The organism is Nostoc sp., assembly GCF_036917935.1.
GTDB lineage: Bacteria > Cyanobacteriota > Cyanobacteriia > Cyanobacteriales > Nostocaceae > Nostoc.
This window is the reverse complement of record NZ_JBALEL010000033.1, coordinates 38,915-57,814: the sequence shown is the minus strand read 5'-3', so window position 1 is coordinate 57,814 and position 18,900 is coordinate 38,915. Positions and strand designations below refer to the sequence as shown.

Sequence of the window (18,900 nt, the reverse complement as noted above, 5' to 3'; positions counted from 1 at the left end):
TGATTCAAAACACCACATCTTTACGCAACTTCAGATTTTGAATGCGAGTATCTTCGGTGGGTGGTACATCTTCTAGAGCAAATGGAATCTGCTTAAAGTTAGCAGCCAAATATTCTGCTAATGCATCTTGTTCAGAACCATCAGCAGCAAAGGTGGCTAAACCTGTGCGTTTGCTCTTATCAGTATCTTTTGATGTTAAATCAACCCGCTCTCTTTTGGGAAAAGGATAGCCATCACCACCACTTGCTAAGAAGTTTAGGGTGACAGTCCGGAAGATGCGATTAGAGTCACCCACTAACTCTGCATTCTTCACCACTACATCAATAATTTTGCCTTTTGCATCTTTGATAGCCAGGGATTTAACACGCTTACCTGCTGGCAAATCTGGGTCAAAGCTAAAGGCTAATCCCGCTACTTGGGGAAAACTGCCAGGGGTAGCACCCGGCGCTATGGCTGCTACACTATGTTCAATTACTTCTATTAGTTCTTTAGCATTTAAAGTTACTAAAGTCAAGCTATTGTTAAACCGTAAAGCATTAGTGATATCAAGTTGGGAAATTTCTTTTTCTTTCTTACCTGCCACAGGATTCGCTTGGGGTGGCAGTTTGATAACATCCTGTGAGCGAGTCGAACCTGGGGGAAAGGTATAAGTACCGATATTGTCACGGATACCACCACCATTTTTAATGGAAATGACAGTTTTAGGATCATATCGTTTAGCGATCGCTAAATTAGCTTCGGCTGTCAAATTCCCGAAATTGGTTTCTTGGGTGCGGACATCACCCCGCCAGCCGTTGAGGAAAACGTCAGTTTTACCAAAAATCTGGCCATCTTGGGCAATAATCACTTTTTTGAGTGCTTCTGTAATGGCGACAATTTTGGCATCGGGTTTCCCGCCGACAGCTGCGACACCTTGGGAATCAGTCGCATAAGCACCGCTAATTTTGGGGTCAATACTTTTAGGAATAATCACTCCATTAGCATCAAAGTTAACTACTAAACGACCAACATAGCGATAGTTTCCATCGGTATTAACTATGGCTATCGGATTACCATCTGCGGCTTTTTTGATGATTGGATAAGTTCCAGCAGATTTATCACCGACTCGCAGACGGTCTGTTTTGTCGGCTAGTAAGGTATTGGAACCACCAGCAACAATAATATCTACTCCCTTAAGTAATTTTGCGAGCTTTTGCTCAATGGCAATTTGCTGCATGTGTGCCAAGAGAATGACTTTATTAATCTCTGGATTTTTTGTCAGCAGTGTATCAACAGAAGTTTGAATTTCAGCAGCTAAGGCGGCGATATCTGCGGCATCACGGTCATTAAATTGTTTAGGTAACACAGTCACACCACCGGGAGAAGAAATAGTCCGCAGTGTGGGAGTTGTCGCCCCAACTACAGCAATTTTTTCACCATTGACCGTAATAATCGTGCTACGGGCAATTTTATTCGGAATTTTACTTGCCTCTTGTCCATCAGCGGTAACTAATTTTGCCAGGTCTTTATCAGTGCTGAAGTCGAGATTTGTGCTGAGATAGGGAAATTTTGTCCCTGGATAATCTTCTTTAGCACGGAGTAAGTCGGCAACAACACCCGTACCTAAGTCAAATTCGTGATTACCAAAGGCGATCGCACCAAACCCAAGAGCATTTAGAATTAAAATATCTCCTCGTCCCTGACCACCAAAAACTGTGTCACTGGCAAATAAGAAGGGGCTGGGAATATAAGCATCTCCAGATGAAAGGATTAAGGTATTAGGATAATCAGGCTTGCCGTCACGATTAGTATCTTGATTTTTGAGTGCATTCAACACCGCCGAAAAGTTTGGTGCATCCTTCAGCGCGGGGACACCTGCTTCTTGGTCGGAAGTATGTAAAAGTTGTAGCGTGAACCCTGATTTATGTGCTGTTTTCACTTGCGCCACAGCAACAGTAGTTCCGAGAAATAAAAAGATACTGGATATAATTAGCCAACTTAACTGGCTAGCATTTAAATATCGGCGATTAAACTTACTGATAAATCGATTTCTCGGCTCTAAAAAAGGCATAATAAATTTTATAGTTCATCAGTGGTTGAATATTTTTTTGTTACAACTATAGTATTAAACCACAATTTCAGCCCTGATGTGTGAGTTGATGCCCACAATCACGTTAATTCATATTTATATTCTGCAACGCCGCAGAAATAGTACTTACCGGCATTAACGTTTTAGAGAATATTCGCCTGTATAACCAAAATGAGAACTAGAGATATACTAAATAGTGTAATCATTTGGTATCTCAAAATCTAGAGTGCCACCAAAAGATTTCTATCACGATAGTATGAGAAATGTCTTAGAGGATGTTTGAAAAGTCTACGCTTGTATCTAGATCCCCCCTAGCCCCCCTTAAAAAGGGGGGAATAACGTTCTCAAAGTCCTCCAATTTATCGGAGGATTTAGGAGGATCTAAAGTTTTGGATACCTCAGTCACCACTTTTCAAACAACCTCTTAATCAAAGACCAAAAGTTTGGGTGCAACGAGATGGAACAGAAGACGGAATTGCCAATGAATTAGTCCAAGCTGGGATTCCATGAGCCAGATGTTCGACCATACACAGGATTCGCTGTAGCGTAGTTTTAGCATGGTAGCAAATCAATACTAAAGTTTGATGGCAAAGTTTAATGTCAAGTTGCTAGTATAGCATTTATAAATCATTTTTTAAAACCTATCGCCCCGACTTCTTAAATAAGTCGGGGCGATAAATTAAAAATTATGAATTATTCAGTTTTCCTTGCCAAACAATTTCTTTAATTTTGATTTCTTTCGGGATCAATTTAATTTTGTAGAAGGTATCTGCAACCTCTTGCTGTTTAGTAATCACTTCATCTGTGAGCGGAAGTACATCATACTCACGCCGCTTTTCTGCTATTTCCAAGACAGGAGGATCTATACCCAAGGCAGGGGAAAGAAATTTAGCAACTTCAGTAGGATTATTCTTTGCCCAGTTACTAACTTGGTTCACCCCATCCAAAATTATTTTCAAAGCATCCGGTTTGGTATCAACAAAAGATTTTGCAGCCAGATAATAACCACGATTGGGAGCTAATCCCGTCGCGTCTACTAAAGTACGTGCGCCTGTTGCTGCTTCTGCTGCGGCTAAGTAAGGATCCCAAATTGCCCAAGCATCAACGTTATTTCTTTCAAATACAGCACGAGCATCGGCGGGAGTCAGAGTTACTCGTTTGATATCACTGTACTGTACCCCTGCTTTTTCCAGCGCTTTCAGCAATAGGTAGTTAGCATTAGAACCTTTGGAAAAAGCAACTTTTTTGCCCTTGAGTTCAGCCACACTTTTAATCGGTGAATCCTTGGGTACTAGGATGGCTTCAGCTTTGGGACTCCAAGGATCGTAGGCAACATAAACCAAAGGAATACCCCCAGCTTGAGCAAATATAGGTGGTGATTCTCCGGTATAGCCAAAATCAATACTACCTGCATTCAATGCCTCTAGCATTGGGGGGCCAGCGGGAAATTCTGCCCAAATTACGGAAGATCCTGAAGTTGCAAAGGCTTTCTCTAATTCCCCTCTGGCCTTCAACGCATAGAGGACAGTTGATGCTTTCTGGTAGCCGATGCGAATTGTAGTGCCGCTGGGGTTTTGGGTTGTCTGCGGTGTGCCAGAGTTCTCGCTGGCGCTGGGAGAACAAGCAGAGACAGCCAAAGTTAAACTAAGTCCCACTGCAAACAGTATAGAAAAGGTGCGGATTCTTCGTTGTTGGAACCTCTGGAGGAAGGCAAAAGCCATACCCAACAATCGGGTTGGAGAGAACTTAGTCAACATCATCACTCTGCTTTCAGGGGTCAATAAATATTAGGCTTCAGTAAACTTCCGGTAAAACACCGACAAGTTCATTGATTTACCGTATTATATGGCAATCTAGTTCCTTTCCTCTGCGTTTCTGTGGTTACTTAAAAAAATTGACTTTGACAAAGCGTTTTAGTGTTAGCTGAATCGAGATTAATGATTTATGACTTCAAAATACCTAAGCAGCAACGAAAATATCTGCATTATTCAGGAACAATCCGGTATTGAGGGTAGCAATTTGGATTTTGGCGATCGCTCCTGTGCCATCTTGATCGAAGAAGAGAGAACCATTACCTGTGTTGTAAATAAATCTTTGACTATTTGTAGTGGCTGCTGTACCGATCGCAAATTTATTAGCAGCGATCGCCGCACCAGCAACTAGCCCTCCACCAAAACCAGCCGCAGAGACAACAATCGTATCATCCAGTACGCTAAAATCGGTAATCCGGTCGATTCCTTGACTGCGAGATTGGAAAGTAAAGCGATCGCCTCCGGCACCACCTGTTAATATACTGATTGAGATTCAAGTCGCCAAAATCTGAAGCATTGTCAACGCCAGGAAAGATGGAAGAACTTCCTCCATTATCGTGAGGATGAGCTAATCCCAAAGCATGACCAATTTCGTGGACAAAAGTGTCGTAGTAGTAGCTACCAACTAAGAGTTCTGCATCAGAATCACCTTGGTAAAACTCCCAGTTAATTAGAACATCTCCTTCTGCAAAAAGATTAGAGGATTCTCCTGGTGGCTCTGCTTGACCTAGTACGCTAGCACTGCTAAAAACAGAAGAATCAACACTATGAAAGGTTAACTCAGCTTGAGAATCATTAAAACCAGAAGACTCTAGCTGGAAGTTAGCAACATTAGCCCAGGAATTGATTGCCTTAGTAAAGGCATTTATTTCAGCATTATCGAAGTTATAATCCCAAGACTTATTATCAACAAACGAATAAGTAATTTTTCTATTGTCATTTTCAATCTTCCAACGACTGCCCCATAGTAAGCTATCTACATAGATTGAACCAGTTTTAGTAACACCACCAGCAGAAGCAACAAAATTAGACATCTGTTTCTCCTTTTCAGAATCAAAATTAGATGGTTATTTCAAATAATTTGGCGTAGATGTAGTTAGGTTTTTAATAAATACAAGCAAAACTAAAATCCCTTAGAGCTTTGCATTTTGCATGTAGGTGTGATTATGCTTGCAACCAATTCATCCACAAAATACAGAGTAAAAAAATTACGAAAATTAGTCATTCACCTTTTCTGCAATCTTATATGCAAGATAATGTATGTAAGATTGCAGAAAACTGCATTGTAATTTAGCCCGTTATATTGTAGAAATTACAAGGTTACAAATATGGGAATTTAAGGATTAATACTGAAAGGTTGATTGTCTCTGATGTGGGTACGGTTTTTGTCAGAGATAATCAAGGAGCGATCGCCACACTCTCAATACGGTTCGGTTCAGAATATTTTTATTTTTTGAGCTTAACCGAACCGTATTGGCAAAACTCCAGCAATAACTGCCTTCTTTTGTAAACTCTGGAAATTGTATTTAATTTACTAATTAGGATTTGCTTTTCTGATAAGGTTTAGTAAAGCTAAGTTCTACCTCTTCTTTGTACTACTACTATCACATCGTAATAATACGTAAGTTTTTTGATTAGTAATCAAGGAGTAAAAGATATAAAAAATCTTTTAGCGATCAAATACAAAGTGTAACTTAATACACTTTTGTCCGCCCAATTTTGTGTTGTTGCCGCAGTATTTCCCAAATATTTTACATGAGAACTGAGGCAGATAAAATAATATGTTTTTAGACATTTTAGCTAGCCTACAACGGTTATTTGTCGGTTACATTCCAGCCGCTGTCTTGGGTAGTTTTATCGGATATTTAATTGGGATGAATAGCATGATTTATCAGCTATTTAGGCTGATATTTCAGATACCACATAGTATCCCTCCGATAGCTTTGCTACCTATTGCCCTAATCGCGTTTCAAGAGAGCGACTCGGCTGCTATTGTAGTAGTTTTTCTGGGAACTCTCTGGACGATGATTATTAATACAGCAATAGGGATGCAGCATTTTCAGAGACAAAATAAAAACTTTCGAGTAGCTATATTTCATATATTTCATGCCTTGAAAGTTAGTATTTGGGTAGCCTGGTTTATAGTTATTGCCACAGAAATGTTAACAGGCCCAAAAGGACTTGGCTTTACCCTCTGGGATGCTTATAAAGCTGGCAATGCTGATTACATAATCCAGGTAATCTTATACATCGGTATCATTGGCTTTTTGCTGGATCAGTTACTAGATTTTGCAGCCTATATTCTCTCGCAAATGGTTTCAGATGGGAAAAAATCTTCCTAAATTTTATCTAGGCTTGCGGATTGCACCCTGCCAGCTAATAGTTTGCTGGGCAGAACGTATTCCCAAAGAACGAGTTGCTACGACTTCAATATCAACATTGACACCAGGGCGTAAAGCTTCGTCAGGAATTTTGAGTTTACCCAAAGCTAGAATAAAACGGTTGTAGTCACGAGTCACAAGTTCGTTAGGAATATCCCCTTCATATTCAGTTTTGTAGCCAGAAAAACCGTGCAAGCTATCCTGGGCGCGGAATTTTACGCGAAACTGAGTATTAATGGCATCAGACTTTGCTGCCAAATCAACTATTTTTAAGTTAAGGTTTTGTCCGGCATCGGCAAACTCTGCCACAGCTAACCGGGTGACATCTTTTTTGGGAATGGCATGGTTAACAGTAAATGTTGTTAAGTTAGCCTCGCTTTTGGTGTTACCCTCAACCCATAATTCCTCAGAAAAAGTAATTTCTACTTGTTTGTTATCAGTTAAATTCAGTGTTACAGCTTGATTACCAAAGCTGGTGATCGGTTGTCTTTCTTGCCAAACTATTTGAAAAGCTTCTTCTAGACGCTGTTCAAACTCTCGATAATCATCAGCGATCGCAGCACCAGGCGCAAGTAGAGAAACTGCCCCTTTGCGTTGATTCCACTTGTTCTTCGAGAGGTGGAACTGTTTGTTTGTCAGTTCGGAAATTGCTAGCTGCACAGTTGGAGTATCAGCTGCCAAAGCTTCCTTGCTATTGACAATACTCAAAGTTCCTAAGCGCCCTTGGCTACCATCGCTACCATCGCTGCCATTTCGCCCATCGCTACCATTACTACATCTATAAACCTTGTCAGTACACTTATAATCAGGGCTACCGGGAGTTCCCTCGCAGGTTTTCACTTCCCATCTTCGTCTGTGACAGTTACAACCCTCTGTACCGTTGCCACCTCTACCCCCGCGCCCACCTTCTCCACCAGTTGCCCGGACGGAAATGTTTCGCAAGTCTGGCAAATTGCTGTAATACACTGTCAGGGAACCACCATTACCCCCATCTCCTCCTTTGCCACCGTTACCGCCACTACCACCATTTGGTGCGTTTATGTCGTGGCTGACGCGCTCGCGTTGAGAACCACAGTCAGGTTGATCGCCGTGTTCCCCGTCTTCCCCGTCTTCACCATCTTTACCCGATAAGTCAAGATTTACAGGTGAACCATTGACAAAAATATTTTGGTTTTCACCGCTACCACCATCTCTACCTGATCGCCCATCGGTTCCTGTGCGTCCATCTCTGCCGTCATTTCTGGCTACTTTATAGTATTCGTCAGAGGCAACGGCTGGACATAAAACTGAACCAGAGGCAGGTAAAAAGCTAGTAAATAAGCAGAATGTCAGCAGTAGTGGCAGCTTACTCCTAAAACCAGTGTGCATCTAGTTACACCTAAAACTTTAGTTGAATTATCTACTCTTGACGCTGAATTTCAACAATTTGCTCCCTCTTGTCCAGTAATAAACTTCTTGCACAAATGCAAAATTCGCCCTTTTGATTCATGCAAGAAGTCTAATGTGCTACTGATTTGCGTCAACGTAGCACATACCTAGCTTAATAACCGATCAAGCTGCTGTTGGATCGTCATTAACCTTAACAATCACCTTGCCAAAATTATCACCTCGAAGTAAACCGATGAATGCACTAGGAGCCTTCTCTAAACCATCAGTTACATCTTCTCTATACTTGAGTTGACCAGACTGTAACCATCCAGAAACATCATGTAAAAAATCATTAAACCGATGTTGGTAATCAACAACAAGAAAACCTTGAATCAATGCCCGCTTGATTAGCAGTGGTCTTAAATTAGGCCCTGGTGGAGTAGATGTAGCGTTATACTCCGAAATCAAACCTACTAGTGGAATTCTTGCCCCAAGATTGATCTGCTGCAACACAGTTTCTAAAATTACACCTGCTGTATTGTCATAGTAAACATCAATGCCATTAGGAGCAGCTTCTTTAAGGGCTGAATTAAGCTCTTGAGTTTTGCGATTAATACCAACATCAAAACCTAATTCTTTAACTATATAATCCCGCTTATCGTCACTCCCGACAATTCCCACGACTCGCGCACCTTTAATTTTGGCAATTTGACCTGCTACTGCACCGACAGCACCAGAAGCGGCTGAAACCACAACAGTTTCACCTTCTTTCGGTTGACCGATATCAAGTAGAGCAGCATAAGCAGTCAGACCAGGCATACCCAGTACACCTAGACTATAAGATAAAGGTGCTTGAGTGGGATCAAGTTTACGGAGTGTCTCACCCTTAGATACAGCATAAGTTTGCCAACCGTTACTGTTAAGAACAAAATCTCCTACTTGAAATTGAGGATGATTTGATTTAATTACTTGGCTGACTGTACCACCGACAATAACTGAACCCAACTCTACTGGTGCAGCATAAGACTTTCCTACACTAATGCTACCACGCACGTAAGGGTCGAGAGATAGGTAAATGGTGCGGCTAAGAATTTCGCCTTCACCTGGTTCAGGAGTTGGTGTTTCTACCAGAGCAAAATCACTCTCTTTTGGTTCGCCGACTGGATGACTTTTGAGGATGATTTGTTTATTAATTAAATCAGACATAAGTTATTTTCCTCTAAATTAAGTGTACACACAAGTTGACCGAGAGCGAGTTTCCAACCAAAAAAGGTAGATTCAAACTGATAAACTTTGCAAATTTGAGATCAATTCTAACCCGTCAATTTGGTTACTTAGGGTGTCGTCTGTGGTGGATTGGTGGAATTAGGAAATGGAAGAATTGGTACGATTACAGGCTTTGATTTTTCACCTTGCAGTTGAATTTGGGCTTGATTGCGGGCGTCTATTGCTTGTTGGTAATTAGGCTTGTATTTTATTGCTTGATCGTAAGAAGCGATCGCATCTTGATAACGTTTCAAATTTAATAGGGCATTGCCTCTGCTAAACCAGCTTTCGGAATGGTCTGGTTTATAACGAACTGCCTTATTATAAGAAGCGATCGCATCTTCGTATTTCTGCAATATGTATTGTGAATTCCCTAAATTATACCAGAGTTGATAGTCGTTTTGCTTAATTGTTGCCGCTTTATTATAAGATTTTATTGCTTCTTCATAGCGTTGGTTTTGATGCAGCGACCAGCCCAAATTATACCATGCTTGATAGTTTCTGGGACTGTATTTAATTACTTGATTAAAAGATTCGATCGCTTCTGGATAACGTTGTAAATTCAGCAGTATATTACCTCTCGACAACCAAGCTTGATAATAATTTGGCTGGTATTGCACCGATTTATCATAAGCTGTAAACGCATCTTGGTAACGTTTTAAATTGACTAGTACATTACCCAAATTATACCAGGCTTGTTCGTAGTCTGGTTTTAAATCAACGACTTTTTGATAGGCTGCGATCGCTTCTTCATATCGCTTAGAACTCTGTAAAGCTAATCCTTTTTTATACCAAGCTTCATAATTATCTGGTTTGAGTTCAACCGCCTTTTCATAAGATTTAATCGCTTGGTCATATTGGTTTAAATTACTGAAAGCTTCACCCTTAGCATTCCAGACTTCTGAGTTGTCATTATTTAATTCTAAGGATTTGTCAAAAGAGGCGATCGCTTCTTGATATCGCTGTAAATTTCCCAATACAGAGCCACGTCCAATCCAAGCATCTAAATAATCTGGTTGAATTTGAATTGCTTTGTCATAGGCCACTAATGCTTCTTTGTATTTTTTTAATTTATCTAACGTTTTGCCTTGACCATTCCAGCCTTGAGCATAATCTGGTCTAATATTAACGGCTTTTTCATATACTTCTAGCGCGTCTTGATAGCGTTGCAAATCAAAAAGCGTATTTCCTTGTTTAGATAATTCTATGGCATTATTTGAATTAATGTGATTCCAAATAAATATCGATGCAACTCCGCCAACAGCAAAGAAAAATATTGTTAGTAAAACTTTACCTAATATACCTTTTTTTGGTTGAGGTTTGTTGATATTTTTTGGTGGAGAAAAAGGAGTTAACACTATTGTCTCAATAGGTGGTTGTGTTAACTCTTTCAGCGCTTGTAATGCCACCGTTGCCGAAGGATAGCGTTGCCGAAAGTCGTAGCAGACCATTTTATCTAAGAATTGAGCAAATTCTGGTGTTACCGTGGCTTTATCATGCCAGATAATTTCGTTAGTATCAGCATCTTTTACTATTTCCTCTGCTGATAATCCAGTGAGAGCTTGAATAGCAATTATTCCCGCAGCATAGATATCACTGCTCAATTTGGGCGTACCATGAGCTTGTTCACCAGGAATATATCCAGGCGTACCGATAGCTACTGTTGCAATAGTTTGACCTTGGGGAGTAATAACTTGAGTAGCAATTTGTTTAACTGCACCAAAATCAATTAAAATTAATTTGCCATCTGGTTGGCGTCTGAGGATATTTCGGGGATTGACATCACGATGAATTACATTCTGTTGATGGACAAATTCTAAGATTGCCAAAAGTTCTTGTAAAAGTGAAATTACTTCCTCTTGACTTAGGGTTTTACCTGATGTTAATTCTTGACTCAGATCATGACCTTCGATCAATTCCTGTACAAGATAGAATTCGGCATTTTCTTCAAAATAAGCTAAAAGTTGGGGAATGCGATCGTGAGTTCCTAATTTATACAGAACTTGTGCTTCCGTATCAAATAAACGCCTAGCTGTCTCCAAAGTTACTGGATCGCTTGCCTGGGGTTTGAGTTTCTTAACGACACATAGAGGTGAACCTGGTAATTGGGTATCACAAGCCACAAAAGTTTCACCAAAACCCCCACCTCCCAAGTTACTAATAATTTGGTATCTTCCTACAAGTGTGTTTCCTAGCATCTCGTTTGCCTAGTTAAGTGCGATGCGATCTGATTTCAATCTTGCCACACGTTAAGGGGAAGTGAGGGAGTGGGGGAGGCAGGGGAGGCAAGAATGACCAATGACTAATGACAAATCTATATGATTCCTATTAGTGATAATATTCGTTGTCGAAGTAAGCCAATTATTAATTACTGGTTGATTGGCATTAACCTAGCTGTATTTTTATGGGAACTTAAACTAGAGTTTAACGGTGAATTAGGCTATTTTGTCAATAGTTGGGGTGTGATTCCGGCGCAGATTAATGGAGCAGTTACAAATGCTCTCTTTTTCAATTCTGCTGCTTGGATAGTTGTAATTTGGCGGGTATTTTCGCTATTTTTTGGGATATTTTTGCACGGTAGTTTTAGTCAAATATTAGGAAATCTGCTCTTTTTGTGGGTTTTTGGGAAAACTGTAGAAAATATTCTGGGACACAGACGCTATCTAGGATTTTATCTGGCTGCTGGTGTGATCGCAGGGGTAATACAAATTCTGGCTGAACCGAGTTTGACAGTTCCATTGATTGGGGCAAATGCTGCGATCGCAGCTATTTTAGGAGCATACGTTATGAAGTTTCCTAAAGCTAAAATTGACACCATTTTGCCGCTAATAATTTTGTATATCCCCATCCAACTACCAGCCATTTTCTATATATTTTGGTGGTTTGTGCAACAATTATTTTATGGTATAGGTAGTTTAAATATTCCTCCTGTTGGCGTAAATCAATCGGGTGTTGTCTTCTTAGGGCAGGTTGTGGGATTATTAATTGGTGCAGCTTTTATCCGATTCAAGAGATAAACTTTCTTTTGCTATTTTTGGAGGGTGGGCACTATTAACTGACTGATGCCAAAAACCTCTATTTTGATATTTTTGGCAGGGCTTACTCTACAATTCTGGAAACTCATATATACCTTTGTGCTGAAATCATTAAGCTACTTTTGCTTAATCAAGCATATAGTTGATATTCAAAATGATTGCTACGAGCATATTTTAAAGTTTTACTTTGGAAGTATTTATGTACCTTTTGATAGATTACATTTTATAGCTAAAAAATTCATAGATCAAACTAGGGGATATCTACTATTCAAGTCGATATTATTAAGTCTAAGCGGTGTACAATATGCAAAATATTGATAAAGCTAACTTTCAAATCACTGATAAATTAGCCGCGATGCGGCAGCGGATAGCTGAGTTAGAGCAATCAGAAAGATATTATCAACAAAGGCAAACAGCGCTTGAGGAGCAATTAAGACAACTAAAAATAAAGCTGCCAGTAGAAGCCGAAAATCCTCATATTCAAGCTGTCGAGTGGCATATTCAGAAGAATGCCTCCACAGTTGTCAATCTACCAACAGATGTGGGAGTAATTTTACAGCAACTCCAACAAGAAATTGTGGAGCGACAGCAGGTAGAGGTAGTTCTCAGAGAGACTGAAGAACGGCTAAGGCTAGCTCTAGATGTATCCCAAATGGGCTTGTGGGATTGGAATATTGTTAGCAATCAAGTCATCTGGTCGGAAAATTATGAACTGCTTTTTGGTCTAATTCCCAGTAGTTTTGATAGCCCTTATGAGACGTTTAAAAAGTGCGTTCATCCTGAAGATAGCCAAGCTGTAATGCAAGCGATCGCCCACGCTTTGGCAGAAAAAACTGACTACAATGATGAATTTCGGATAGTTCGCTCAGACAAAAGTACACATTGGATTTCTGCCAAGGGAAAATTTATCTATGACGCTCAGGGGCAAGCGGTGCGAATGATCGGCGTTTGTATGGAAACTACTGTGTGTAAGCAAGCAGAAGAAAGTACTCGCGAACTCACGACACAAGTCCAAGAACAGGCAAATATTTTAAATGCCATCCTTACTGCCTCAGTCGATCATATCTACATCTTTAATCGCCAAGGCTGTTATCAGTATGTCAGCCGTGATGGAGCAACTTTACTAGGTTTAAAGCCCCAGGATATTGTCGGGAAAAGTTTGCCAGAAATGGATTTACCCGCAGACCTGATAACGCAAGTAGATAATCAACGACAAGCTGTGATGAAAACTGGGCAGCCGATTAAAGATGAGTGTAAATATTTTACCGCCGATGGGTTGCATTATTATGAATACATCCTCACACCATTACGAAATTCTAAGCAAACTATTGAAGGCGTAATCACTGTTTCTCGCGATATTACCGAACACAAACGGGCAGAAAAGATTTTACGCGAAAGTGAAGCAAGATTTCGGCGTTTGTTTGAATCTAACCTGATTGGGGTTGCTTTTTGGACTGTAGATGGCTTTGTGATTGATGCCAATGATGCTTTTCTTCAACTAGCTGGCTACACTCGTGATGAATTTGCCACTTTAGGTAGAATTAATTGGAAAGAACTTACTCCTGTTGAGTATCAGGATTTAGACGATCGCATCCTCTTAGAGGTGCAAACCACTGGAGTTTCTAAAATTTACGAGAAAGAGTACATCCACCGCAACGGAAGGCGAGTACCAATTGTTTTGGGGATGGCCCTACTAAATGACTCCCAAGACAACGGTGTTGCTTTTGTACTGGACATTGCCGAGCGCAAATTGGCTGAACAAGAATGCGATCGCCTACTCGACTGCGAAAAGGCAGCACGGCAACAAGCAGAAATCGCCAACAAAATTAAAGATGAATTTCTGGCGGTTCTCTCCCATGAACTGCGAACCCCACTCAACTCCATTCTGGGATGGTCGAAAATGCTGCGGACTCGCAAATTTGATGAAAAAACTACTAGCCACGCCTTAGAAACCATTGAACGCAACGCCAAGTTACAAACCCAGCTAATTGAAGATTTGTTGGATGTGTCTCGCATCCTGCAAGGAAAATTAAACTTAAATATCTGTCCAGTCAGCTTAGTAATGGTAGTTGAAGCAGCACTAGAAACAGTACAACTAGCAGCACTTGCCAAGTCAATTCAAATTCAGACCACATTTGATCCCAATTTGGGACAAGTGATGGGCGACCAAAACCGGCTGCAACAAGTTGTGTGGAACTTGCTTTCTAATGCGGTAAAATTTACACCAGCAGGAGGACGGGTAGAAATTCGACTCATGGAAGCTGGTAATCAGGCTCAAATTCAGGTCAGTGATACAGGTAAGGGAATTAGCCCAGACTTTTTACCTTATGTGTTCGATTACTTTCGCCAAGCTGATGGCACAACTACACGGACATTTGGTGGACTAGGTTTAGGATTAGCGATCGTGCGTAAGGTTGTAGAAATGCATGGGGGAAATGTTCAAGCCGATAGTCTTGGAGAAGGATTGGGTGCAATGTTCACTGTCGAGTTACCGCTTTTGATCAGAAGTGAACAGATTCGGGGTGAAGATAATCAGTCTTCACATTCTGAGCCGGAATCCTTGCTGCTTTCGGACACTCAAGTTTTGATAGTGGACGATGAACCAGATATTCGCGACTTAATTACCTTTATTTTGCAAGACTACGGTGTGCAAGTAACCGCCGTCTCATCAGCACAAGAAGCACTACAAGTACTGTCTGAGTCGATACCAGATGTTTTAATTAGCGATATTGGAATGCCAAAAACAGACGGTTATATGCTGATGCGGGAAGTGCGATCGCGATCGCCCGAACAAGGAGGACACGTACCAGCGATCGCTCTGACAGCCTATGCAGGGGAAATGAATCAGCAGCAAGCATTAGCAGCAGGATTTCAAATGCATATCTCCAAACCAGTAGATCCAGATGTATTGCTGAAGGCGATCGCTGATTTGATTGAACCAAGCTGATAAGTAGTCAGACAGAATTAATTACACAATGTCATTGCGAGCGAAGCGAAGCAATCGCAAGGGCTGGGATTGCTTCGCTTCGCTCGCAATGACTGTAAATATTTTTGTCCGACTACTTACTGAATCCGTTTTTGAAGTAATAGACTTTTTGCATGAATCAAAAGCCCTCACCCTAAATCCCTCTCCCAAGCTTGGGGGATGTAGCTCGCTTCCCGCAGGGTGGGCATATTTTGCATTGCAAGCCAAAACAATGGCAATGCAAGCCGAAACAATGGCAATGCAAGCCAAAACAATGGCATTGCAAACCGAAACAATGGCATTGCAAACCGAAACAATGGCATTGTCAGCCGAAACAATGGCATTGTCGGTCGAAACAATGGCATTGTCAGCCGAAACAATGCCATTGTCAGCCGAAACAATAAACCTCTTGCAAAAGTCCATAACACCCCACCCCCAACCCCTCCCCGCTTGCGGGGAGGGGAGCGTTTGCTTTACTCAAATGCGGGGTGGGGTTCTTTATTTTTGATTTATGCATGAGGTCTAATGGCATTGTCAGCCCCCAAAACGCGATCGCTCAGGAACACTACTAAAGGTACTAGTTATCCCTTTGAGAATCGCTATAAGATGACTAAAAGGGTCTTCTACGTTTGGATGAAAATGACTGAGCAACGTGATGCTGACTTACCATCAACTGATTCTCAGCAATTGAGTGAACCGACCGACAAAACGATTACCAAGTCGGTCGATAATTCCTGGACAAATCAGATTGCTGGTGTCTGGAACAAAGCGACAACACGTCTAACACAACTCTTACCCGTAGAACAACTGGCACAGACAGTTGTGGAATGGTTTAGTGTGAGCGAAACTCAGGTTGCAGAGATTTTAGAGAAAATCCGAGCCGAACTGCCAACTACAGAAGCCCTCTTAATTGGTAAACCTCAAGCCGGGAAAAGTTCCATTGTCAGAGGATTGACGGGAGTTGCTGCTGAAATTGTCGGTCAAGGATTTCGCCCACACACACAACACACCCAGCGCTATGCCTATCCTTCCAATGATCTGCCGTTACTGATTTTTACTGATACGGTGGGGTTGGGTGATGTCAAACAAGATACTCAAACAATTATTCAGGAGTTAGTTGGCGATCTACAACAGCAAACTCGTTCCGCCAGAATCCTGCTTTTGACTGTCAAAATTAATGATTTTGCAACTGAGACGCTACGACAAATTGCTCAACAACTGCGCCAGAAGTATCCAGACATTCCCTGTCTGCTGGTAGTTACCTGCTTGCACGAAGTTTATCCTGGTGATACTGTCGATCATCCCACCTATCCGCCAGATTATCAGGAAGTCAACCGCGCATTTGCCGCAATACAACAAGCCTTCGCAGGAATAACAGATCGCTCTGTACTCATTGACTTTACCTTAGAAGAAGATGGCTACACTCAGGTATTTTATGGCTTAGAAGCACTGCGAGATTCTTTGGCAGAACTACTCCCACAAGCAGAAGCCCAGGCGATTTATCAGCTATTAGATCGAGAAGAAGTTGGGAAGCAAATTGGCAACCTTTACCGAGATGCTGCACGCCGTTATATTTTGCCATTTGCGATTATGTCTGCAACCCTCGCCGCTGTACCTCTGCCATTTGCCACAATGCCCGTACTCACTGCTTTGCAAGTATCAATGGTGGGACTGTTGGGTAAATTATATGGGCAGACAGTTACTCCATCTCAGGCGGGAGGCGTTGTGAGTGCGATCGCAGGTGGTTTTTTAGCACAGGCAATTGCACGGGAGTTAATTAAATTTATACCAGGTATTGGGAGTGCGATCGCCGCTTCTTGGGCAGCCGCCTATACTTGGGCACTAGGCGAAGCAGCCTGTGTTTACTTTGGTGATTTAATGGGAGGTAAGAAGCCCGATCAAGAGAAAATTCAGTTGGTGATGCAAGAAGCATTTAAGGCAGCGCAAGAACGGTTTAAGGGAATTAAACGATAAGATTCAAGAATCTGTTTCTCAAAGCAAATACTTAGTGATTTGCCCACATAGCGACCAGAGAAATATATCTTTAATATAAGATTATTTGTCTGTGGAAAAGCAATAAAATCATGCAACACCGAACTTGGCAGCCACCAGAATTTCTTCAACTCAACGGTCAATTTGTCACACTCAGACCTCTGATTCCAGAAAGGGATGTAGATGCTTTGTATGCAGCTTCACACGGCACTCCAGAAAAGGAAGCCGTATGGAATTATCTATTTTACGGCCCATTTGATCGCCCTTCCACGATGAAAGACTGGATGGAAGAAAACATCGTAAGTAAATCTGACCCTCTGACTTGGACAGTCTTTGAGAACTTAACAAATACTCAGGTGGGTAGTGTGGCATTACTTGCGATCGCATCAAATCATGGTCGTGCTGAAATTGGTCATGTATGGTTTACTCCCGCAGTCCATAAAAGTAAAATCAATACAGAATCACAGTTTTTGTTACTTCAGCATCTTTTTGATCGCTATTCTTATCGTCGAGTTGAGTGGAAGTGTAATTCCCTCAACCATGCGAGTCGAACTAGCGCTACAAGAATGGGATTTATTTATGAAGGTCGTTTTCGACAACACATGTTTGTTCGTGGAAAAAACAGAGATACTGATTGGTTCGCAATGACAGATAAAGAATGGCCGCGCTGTAAAAGCAATTTTGAAAAATGGCTTTATTCCCACGAAAATGTTTCATTAATGGAACTAAACAACAGCTAGTTTTGCATTCTTTAGCACAGCAGTTACCAAAAATTCTGCTACACCTTCTCCTTTGCTGCTGGCACAATGCCAAACTTATTTAAACCTGCATCGATTTCTCTAAGTGCTTTAAAATCCTCCTCTGGCAAAGGATAGCTGTTACTGCCGAACAAACTCCCACTGACAGCAGACTGCTTTTCCAAAAAAGAGAAAGCTTGGCGAAACTGATCCGCTTGGGCTTTAATCGGTGAATCAAAGTGACAAGAAATAATCCACTCGAAGTCCCAACTTGCAACTTTATCAGCCCAGTCAATGGTTTCTTTTGGTGCGCGGTTGAGAATCAGCGTCTGTAAAATTGGTGCGACAAACAAACGCCCATTCCCTTGCAGGGCATAAAACGATCGCTGCCAATCTGACTGCCATTTAAAGGGATAAAATCCAAAATAAGCTTTCCTTGAGCGTTCTGGGGCTTTTAAGGAATCTTGTAAAACCTGACTCCATCGGCGTATATCTAATGCCCTTGGTTGAAAGTACAAAGCAAACAAACAGATGCGCCCCCATCCCTTACGGCGATTTACCTGACTATCTACAACAAGATCAGAAGCACGATCCTTGGCATGAAATAATAAAGGATATGGATCTAATAGAACGATCGCAGGTGGATCTTCTGGGATCGAAAGCACAGAATCAGTTACTAAAAGAGTATGCGATCGCTTGTGGAAAAAAGCAACTTCCGCAAACTTACCAGGGCCAAGCCCGATGGGGCCCAGCATTGCATAATCAAACTCGTCAGCAAACGGTGTTTTGCTGCTATCTTCTGGAAGTACTTGAGTTCGTTTTGGAGGTAAGCCAAGCCAGCTAAGGGGAAGATTTAGCGGGAAACTCCACTGATGGGGAGCCACAAACACCTGTGCAGTCGGAAAATATCTGGCGAAGGGGCCAACGAAGACTTTGTGTTCTATACCAGAGATAGTTGGCAGAATGATGTACTTAATGTTGCCATACTCTACCACCAACTCATTCACAAGTCTGATACACTCTGGGGTTGGTGCAACAGGTGCATAGACGAGAAGACCCCCAGTTTCCAGCTTCACAACAGTCATCCGAATCGGTACAACAACGTAGAAAATGCCCTGAATCTGGTCAAAATTCCAGATTGTCTCCTTAAGCACTTCTTGACGAATTGTCTGCCGCCTACCATAGGGATAGAGTGGCACAACAGGCCATAATCCCCAGGAAAAATCCTTTGGATAAATCTGTTGTGTATTGACTATGCGTTCATCATCAGCCACTCT

Annotated in this window: 15 protein-coding genes; 8 read left to right on the top strand and 7 right to left on the bottom strand. The window is 41.5% G+C overall.

Annotation, left to right across the window (positions count from 1 at the left end):
• Positions 1–4: 4 nt before the first annotated feature.
• Complete coding sequence (locus V7K62_RS14015; RefSeq protein WP_334864875.1) at positions 5–2,050, bottom strand: bifunctional metallophosphatase/5'-nucleotidase; 2,046 nt, start codon at positions 2,048–2,050, stop codon at positions 5–7.
• A 465-nt stretch (positions 2,051–2,515) separates the two neighbouring features.
• On the opposite strand from V7K62_RS14015, the gene V7K62_RS14010 reads away from it, so the two are divergent.
• Positions 2,516–2,578, top strand: coding sequence for a hypothetical protein (locus tag V7K62_RS14010; protein WP_334865031.1), 63 nt, complete (start codon positions 2,516–2,518; stop codon positions 2,576–2,578).
• 176 nt (positions 2,579–2,754) lie between these two features.
• Here the strand turns inward: V7K62_RS14010 and V7K62_RS14005 are convergent, their stop codons facing one another.
• Positions 2,755–3,825: a sulfonate ABC transporter substrate-binding protein gene (locus tag V7K62_RS14005; protein WP_442937282.1), complete on the bottom strand. Its 1,071-nt coding sequence runs from the start codon at positions 3,823–3,825 to the stop codon at positions 2,755–2,757.
• A 187-nt stretch (positions 3,826–4,012) separates the two neighbouring features.
• On the opposite strand from V7K62_RS14005, the gene V7K62_RS14000 reads away from it, so the two are divergent.
• The gene (locus V7K62_RS14000; protein WP_334864871.1) at positions 4,013–4,231 is read left to right on the top strand and encodes a hypothetical protein; all 219 of its coding nucleotides are present in this window, start codon (positions 4,013–4,015) and stop codon (positions 4,229–4,231) included.
• Between the two features lie 49 nt (positions 4,232–4,280).
• Here the strand turns inward: V7K62_RS14000 and V7K62_RS13995 are convergent, their stop codons facing one another.
• Positions 4,281–4,913, bottom strand: coding sequence for a matrixin family metalloprotease (locus V7K62_RS13995; protein ID WP_334864869.1), 633 nt, complete (start codon positions 4,911–4,913; stop codon positions 4,281–4,283).
• Between the two features lie 747 nt (positions 4,914–5,660).
• Here V7K62_RS13995 and V7K62_RS13990 point away from each other — a divergent pair.
• Positions 5,661–6,221, top strand: a complete 561-nt coding sequence (locus V7K62_RS13990) for a nitrate transporter (protein WP_334864867.1) — start codon at positions 5,661–5,663, stop codon at positions 6,219–6,221.
• 3 nt (positions 6,222–6,224) lie between these two features.
• Here the strand turns inward: V7K62_RS13990 and V7K62_RS13985 are convergent, their stop codons facing one another.
• The 3 genes from V7K62_RS13985 to V7K62_RS13975 all read right to left on the bottom strand — a co-directional run bounded on the left by V7K62_RS13985 (position 6,225) and on the right by V7K62_RS13975 (position 11,092).
• Positions 6,225–7,628 (bottom strand): collagen-like protein, encoded by a 1,404-nt coding sequence (locus V7K62_RS13985; RefSeq protein ID WP_334864865.1) that lies wholly within the window; start codon positions 7,626–7,628, stop codon positions 6,225–6,227.
• Between the two features lie 183 nt (positions 7,629–7,811).
• Entirely contained in the window at positions 7,812–8,834 is a 1,023-nt protein-coding gene (locus V7K62_RS13980; protein WP_334864863.1) for an NADP-dependent oxidoreductase, read from the bottom strand.
• A 128-nt stretch (positions 8,835–8,962) separates the two neighbouring features.
• A complete protein-coding gene (locus tag V7K62_RS13975; RefSeq protein ID WP_334864861.1) occupies positions 8,963–11,092 on the bottom strand; it encodes a tetratricopeptide repeat protein in 2,130 nt (709 codons plus the stop codon).
• A 120-nt stretch (positions 11,093–11,212) separates the two neighbouring features.
• Between V7K62_RS13975 and V7K62_RS13970 the strand changes: the two genes are divergently transcribed.
• From V7K62_RS13970 to V7K62_RS13950, 5 genes are all read left to right on the top strand, one after another.
• Positions 11,213–11,911 (top strand): rhomboid family intramembrane serine protease, encoded by a 699-nt coding sequence (locus V7K62_RS13970; protein WP_334864859.1) that lies wholly within the window; start codon positions 11,213–11,215, stop codon positions 11,909–11,911.
• 322 nt (positions 11,912–12,233) lie between these two features.
• A complete protein-coding gene (locus tag V7K62_RS13965) occupies positions 12,234–14,876 on the top strand; it encodes a hybrid sensor histidine kinase/response regulator (RefSeq protein WP_334864857.1) in 2,643 nt (880 codons plus the stop codon).
• An 88-nt stretch (positions 14,877–14,964) separates the two neighbouring features.
• Entirely contained in the window at positions 14,965–15,402 is a 438-nt protein-coding gene (locus tag V7K62_RS13960) for a hypothetical protein (protein ID WP_334864855.1), read from the top strand.
• A gap of 131 nt (positions 15,403–15,533) precedes the next feature.
• Positions 15,534–16,868, top strand: coding sequence for a GTPase family protein (locus V7K62_RS13955; RefSeq protein ID WP_334865029.1), 1,335 nt, complete (start codon positions 15,534–15,536; stop codon positions 16,866–16,868).
• A gap of 110 nt (positions 16,869–16,978) precedes the next feature.
• Entirely contained in the window at positions 16,979–17,626 is a 648-nt protein-coding gene (locus V7K62_RS13950) for a GNAT family N-acetyltransferase (protein WP_334864853.1), read from the top strand.
• Positions 17,627–17,664: 38 nt separating this feature from the next.
• Here the strand turns inward: V7K62_RS13950 and V7K62_RS13945 are convergent, their stop codons facing one another.
• Positions 17,665–18,897 (bottom strand): DUF4336 domain-containing protein, encoded by a 1,233-nt coding sequence (locus V7K62_RS13945; RefSeq protein ID WP_334864851.1) that lies wholly within the window; start codon positions 18,895–18,897, stop codon positions 17,665–17,667.
• Between the last annotated feature and the right edge of the window lie 3 nt (positions 18,898–18,900).

What these genes read in the sequence shown, in the direction of transcription:
- V7K62_RS14015 (WP_334864875.1), bottom strand. Translation starts at nt 2,050, where the DNA reads ATGCCTTTTTTAGAGCCGAGAAATCGATTTATCAGTAAGTTTAATCGC.
- V7K62_RS14005 (WP_442937282.1), bottom strand. Translation starts at nt 3,825, where the DNA reads ATGTTGACTAAGTTCTCTCCAACCCGATTGTTGGGTATGGCTTTTGCC.
- V7K62_RS14000 (WP_334864871.1), top strand. Translation starts at nt 4,013, where the DNA reads ATGACTTCAAAATACCTAAGCAGCAACGAAAATATCTGCATTATTCAG.
- V7K62_RS13995 (WP_334864869.1), bottom strand. Translation starts at nt 4,913, where the DNA reads ATGTCTAATTTTGTTGCTTCTGCTGGTGGTGTTACTAAAACTGGTTCA.
- V7K62_RS13990 (WP_334864867.1), top strand. Translation starts at nt 5,661, where the DNA reads ATGTTTTTAGACATTTTAGCTAGCCTACAACGGTTATTTGTCGGTTAC.
- V7K62_RS13985 (WP_334864865.1), bottom strand. Translation starts at nt 7,628, where the DNA reads ATGCACACTGGTTTTAGGAGTAAGCTGCCACTACTGCTGACATTCTGC.
- V7K62_RS13980 (WP_334864863.1), bottom strand. Translation starts at nt 8,834, where the DNA reads ATGTCTGATTTAATTAATAAACAAATCATCCTCAAAAGTCATCCAGTC.
- V7K62_RS13975 (WP_334864861.1), bottom strand. Translation starts at nt 11,092, where the DNA reads ATGCTAGGAAACACACTTGTAGGAAGATACCAAATTATTAGTAACTTG.
- V7K62_RS13970 (WP_334864859.1), top strand. Translation starts at nt 11,213, where the DNA reads ATGATTCCTATTAGTGATAATATTCGTTGTCGAAGTAAGCCAATTATT.
- V7K62_RS13965 (WP_334864857.1), top strand. Translation starts at nt 12,234, where the DNA reads ATGCAAAATATTGATAAAGCTAACTTTCAAATCACTGATAAATTAGCC.
- V7K62_RS13960 (WP_334864855.1), top strand. Translation starts at nt 14,965, where the DNA reads ATGACTGTAAATATTTTTGTCCGACTACTTACTGAATCCGTTTTTGAA.
- V7K62_RS13955 (WP_334865029.1), top strand. Translation starts at nt 15,534, where the DNA reads ATGACTGAGCAACGTGATGCTGACTTACCATCAACTGATTCTCAGCAA.
- V7K62_RS13950 (WP_334864853.1), top strand. Translation starts at nt 16,979, where the DNA reads ATGCAACACCGAACTTGGCAGCCACCAGAATTTCTTCAACTCAACGGT.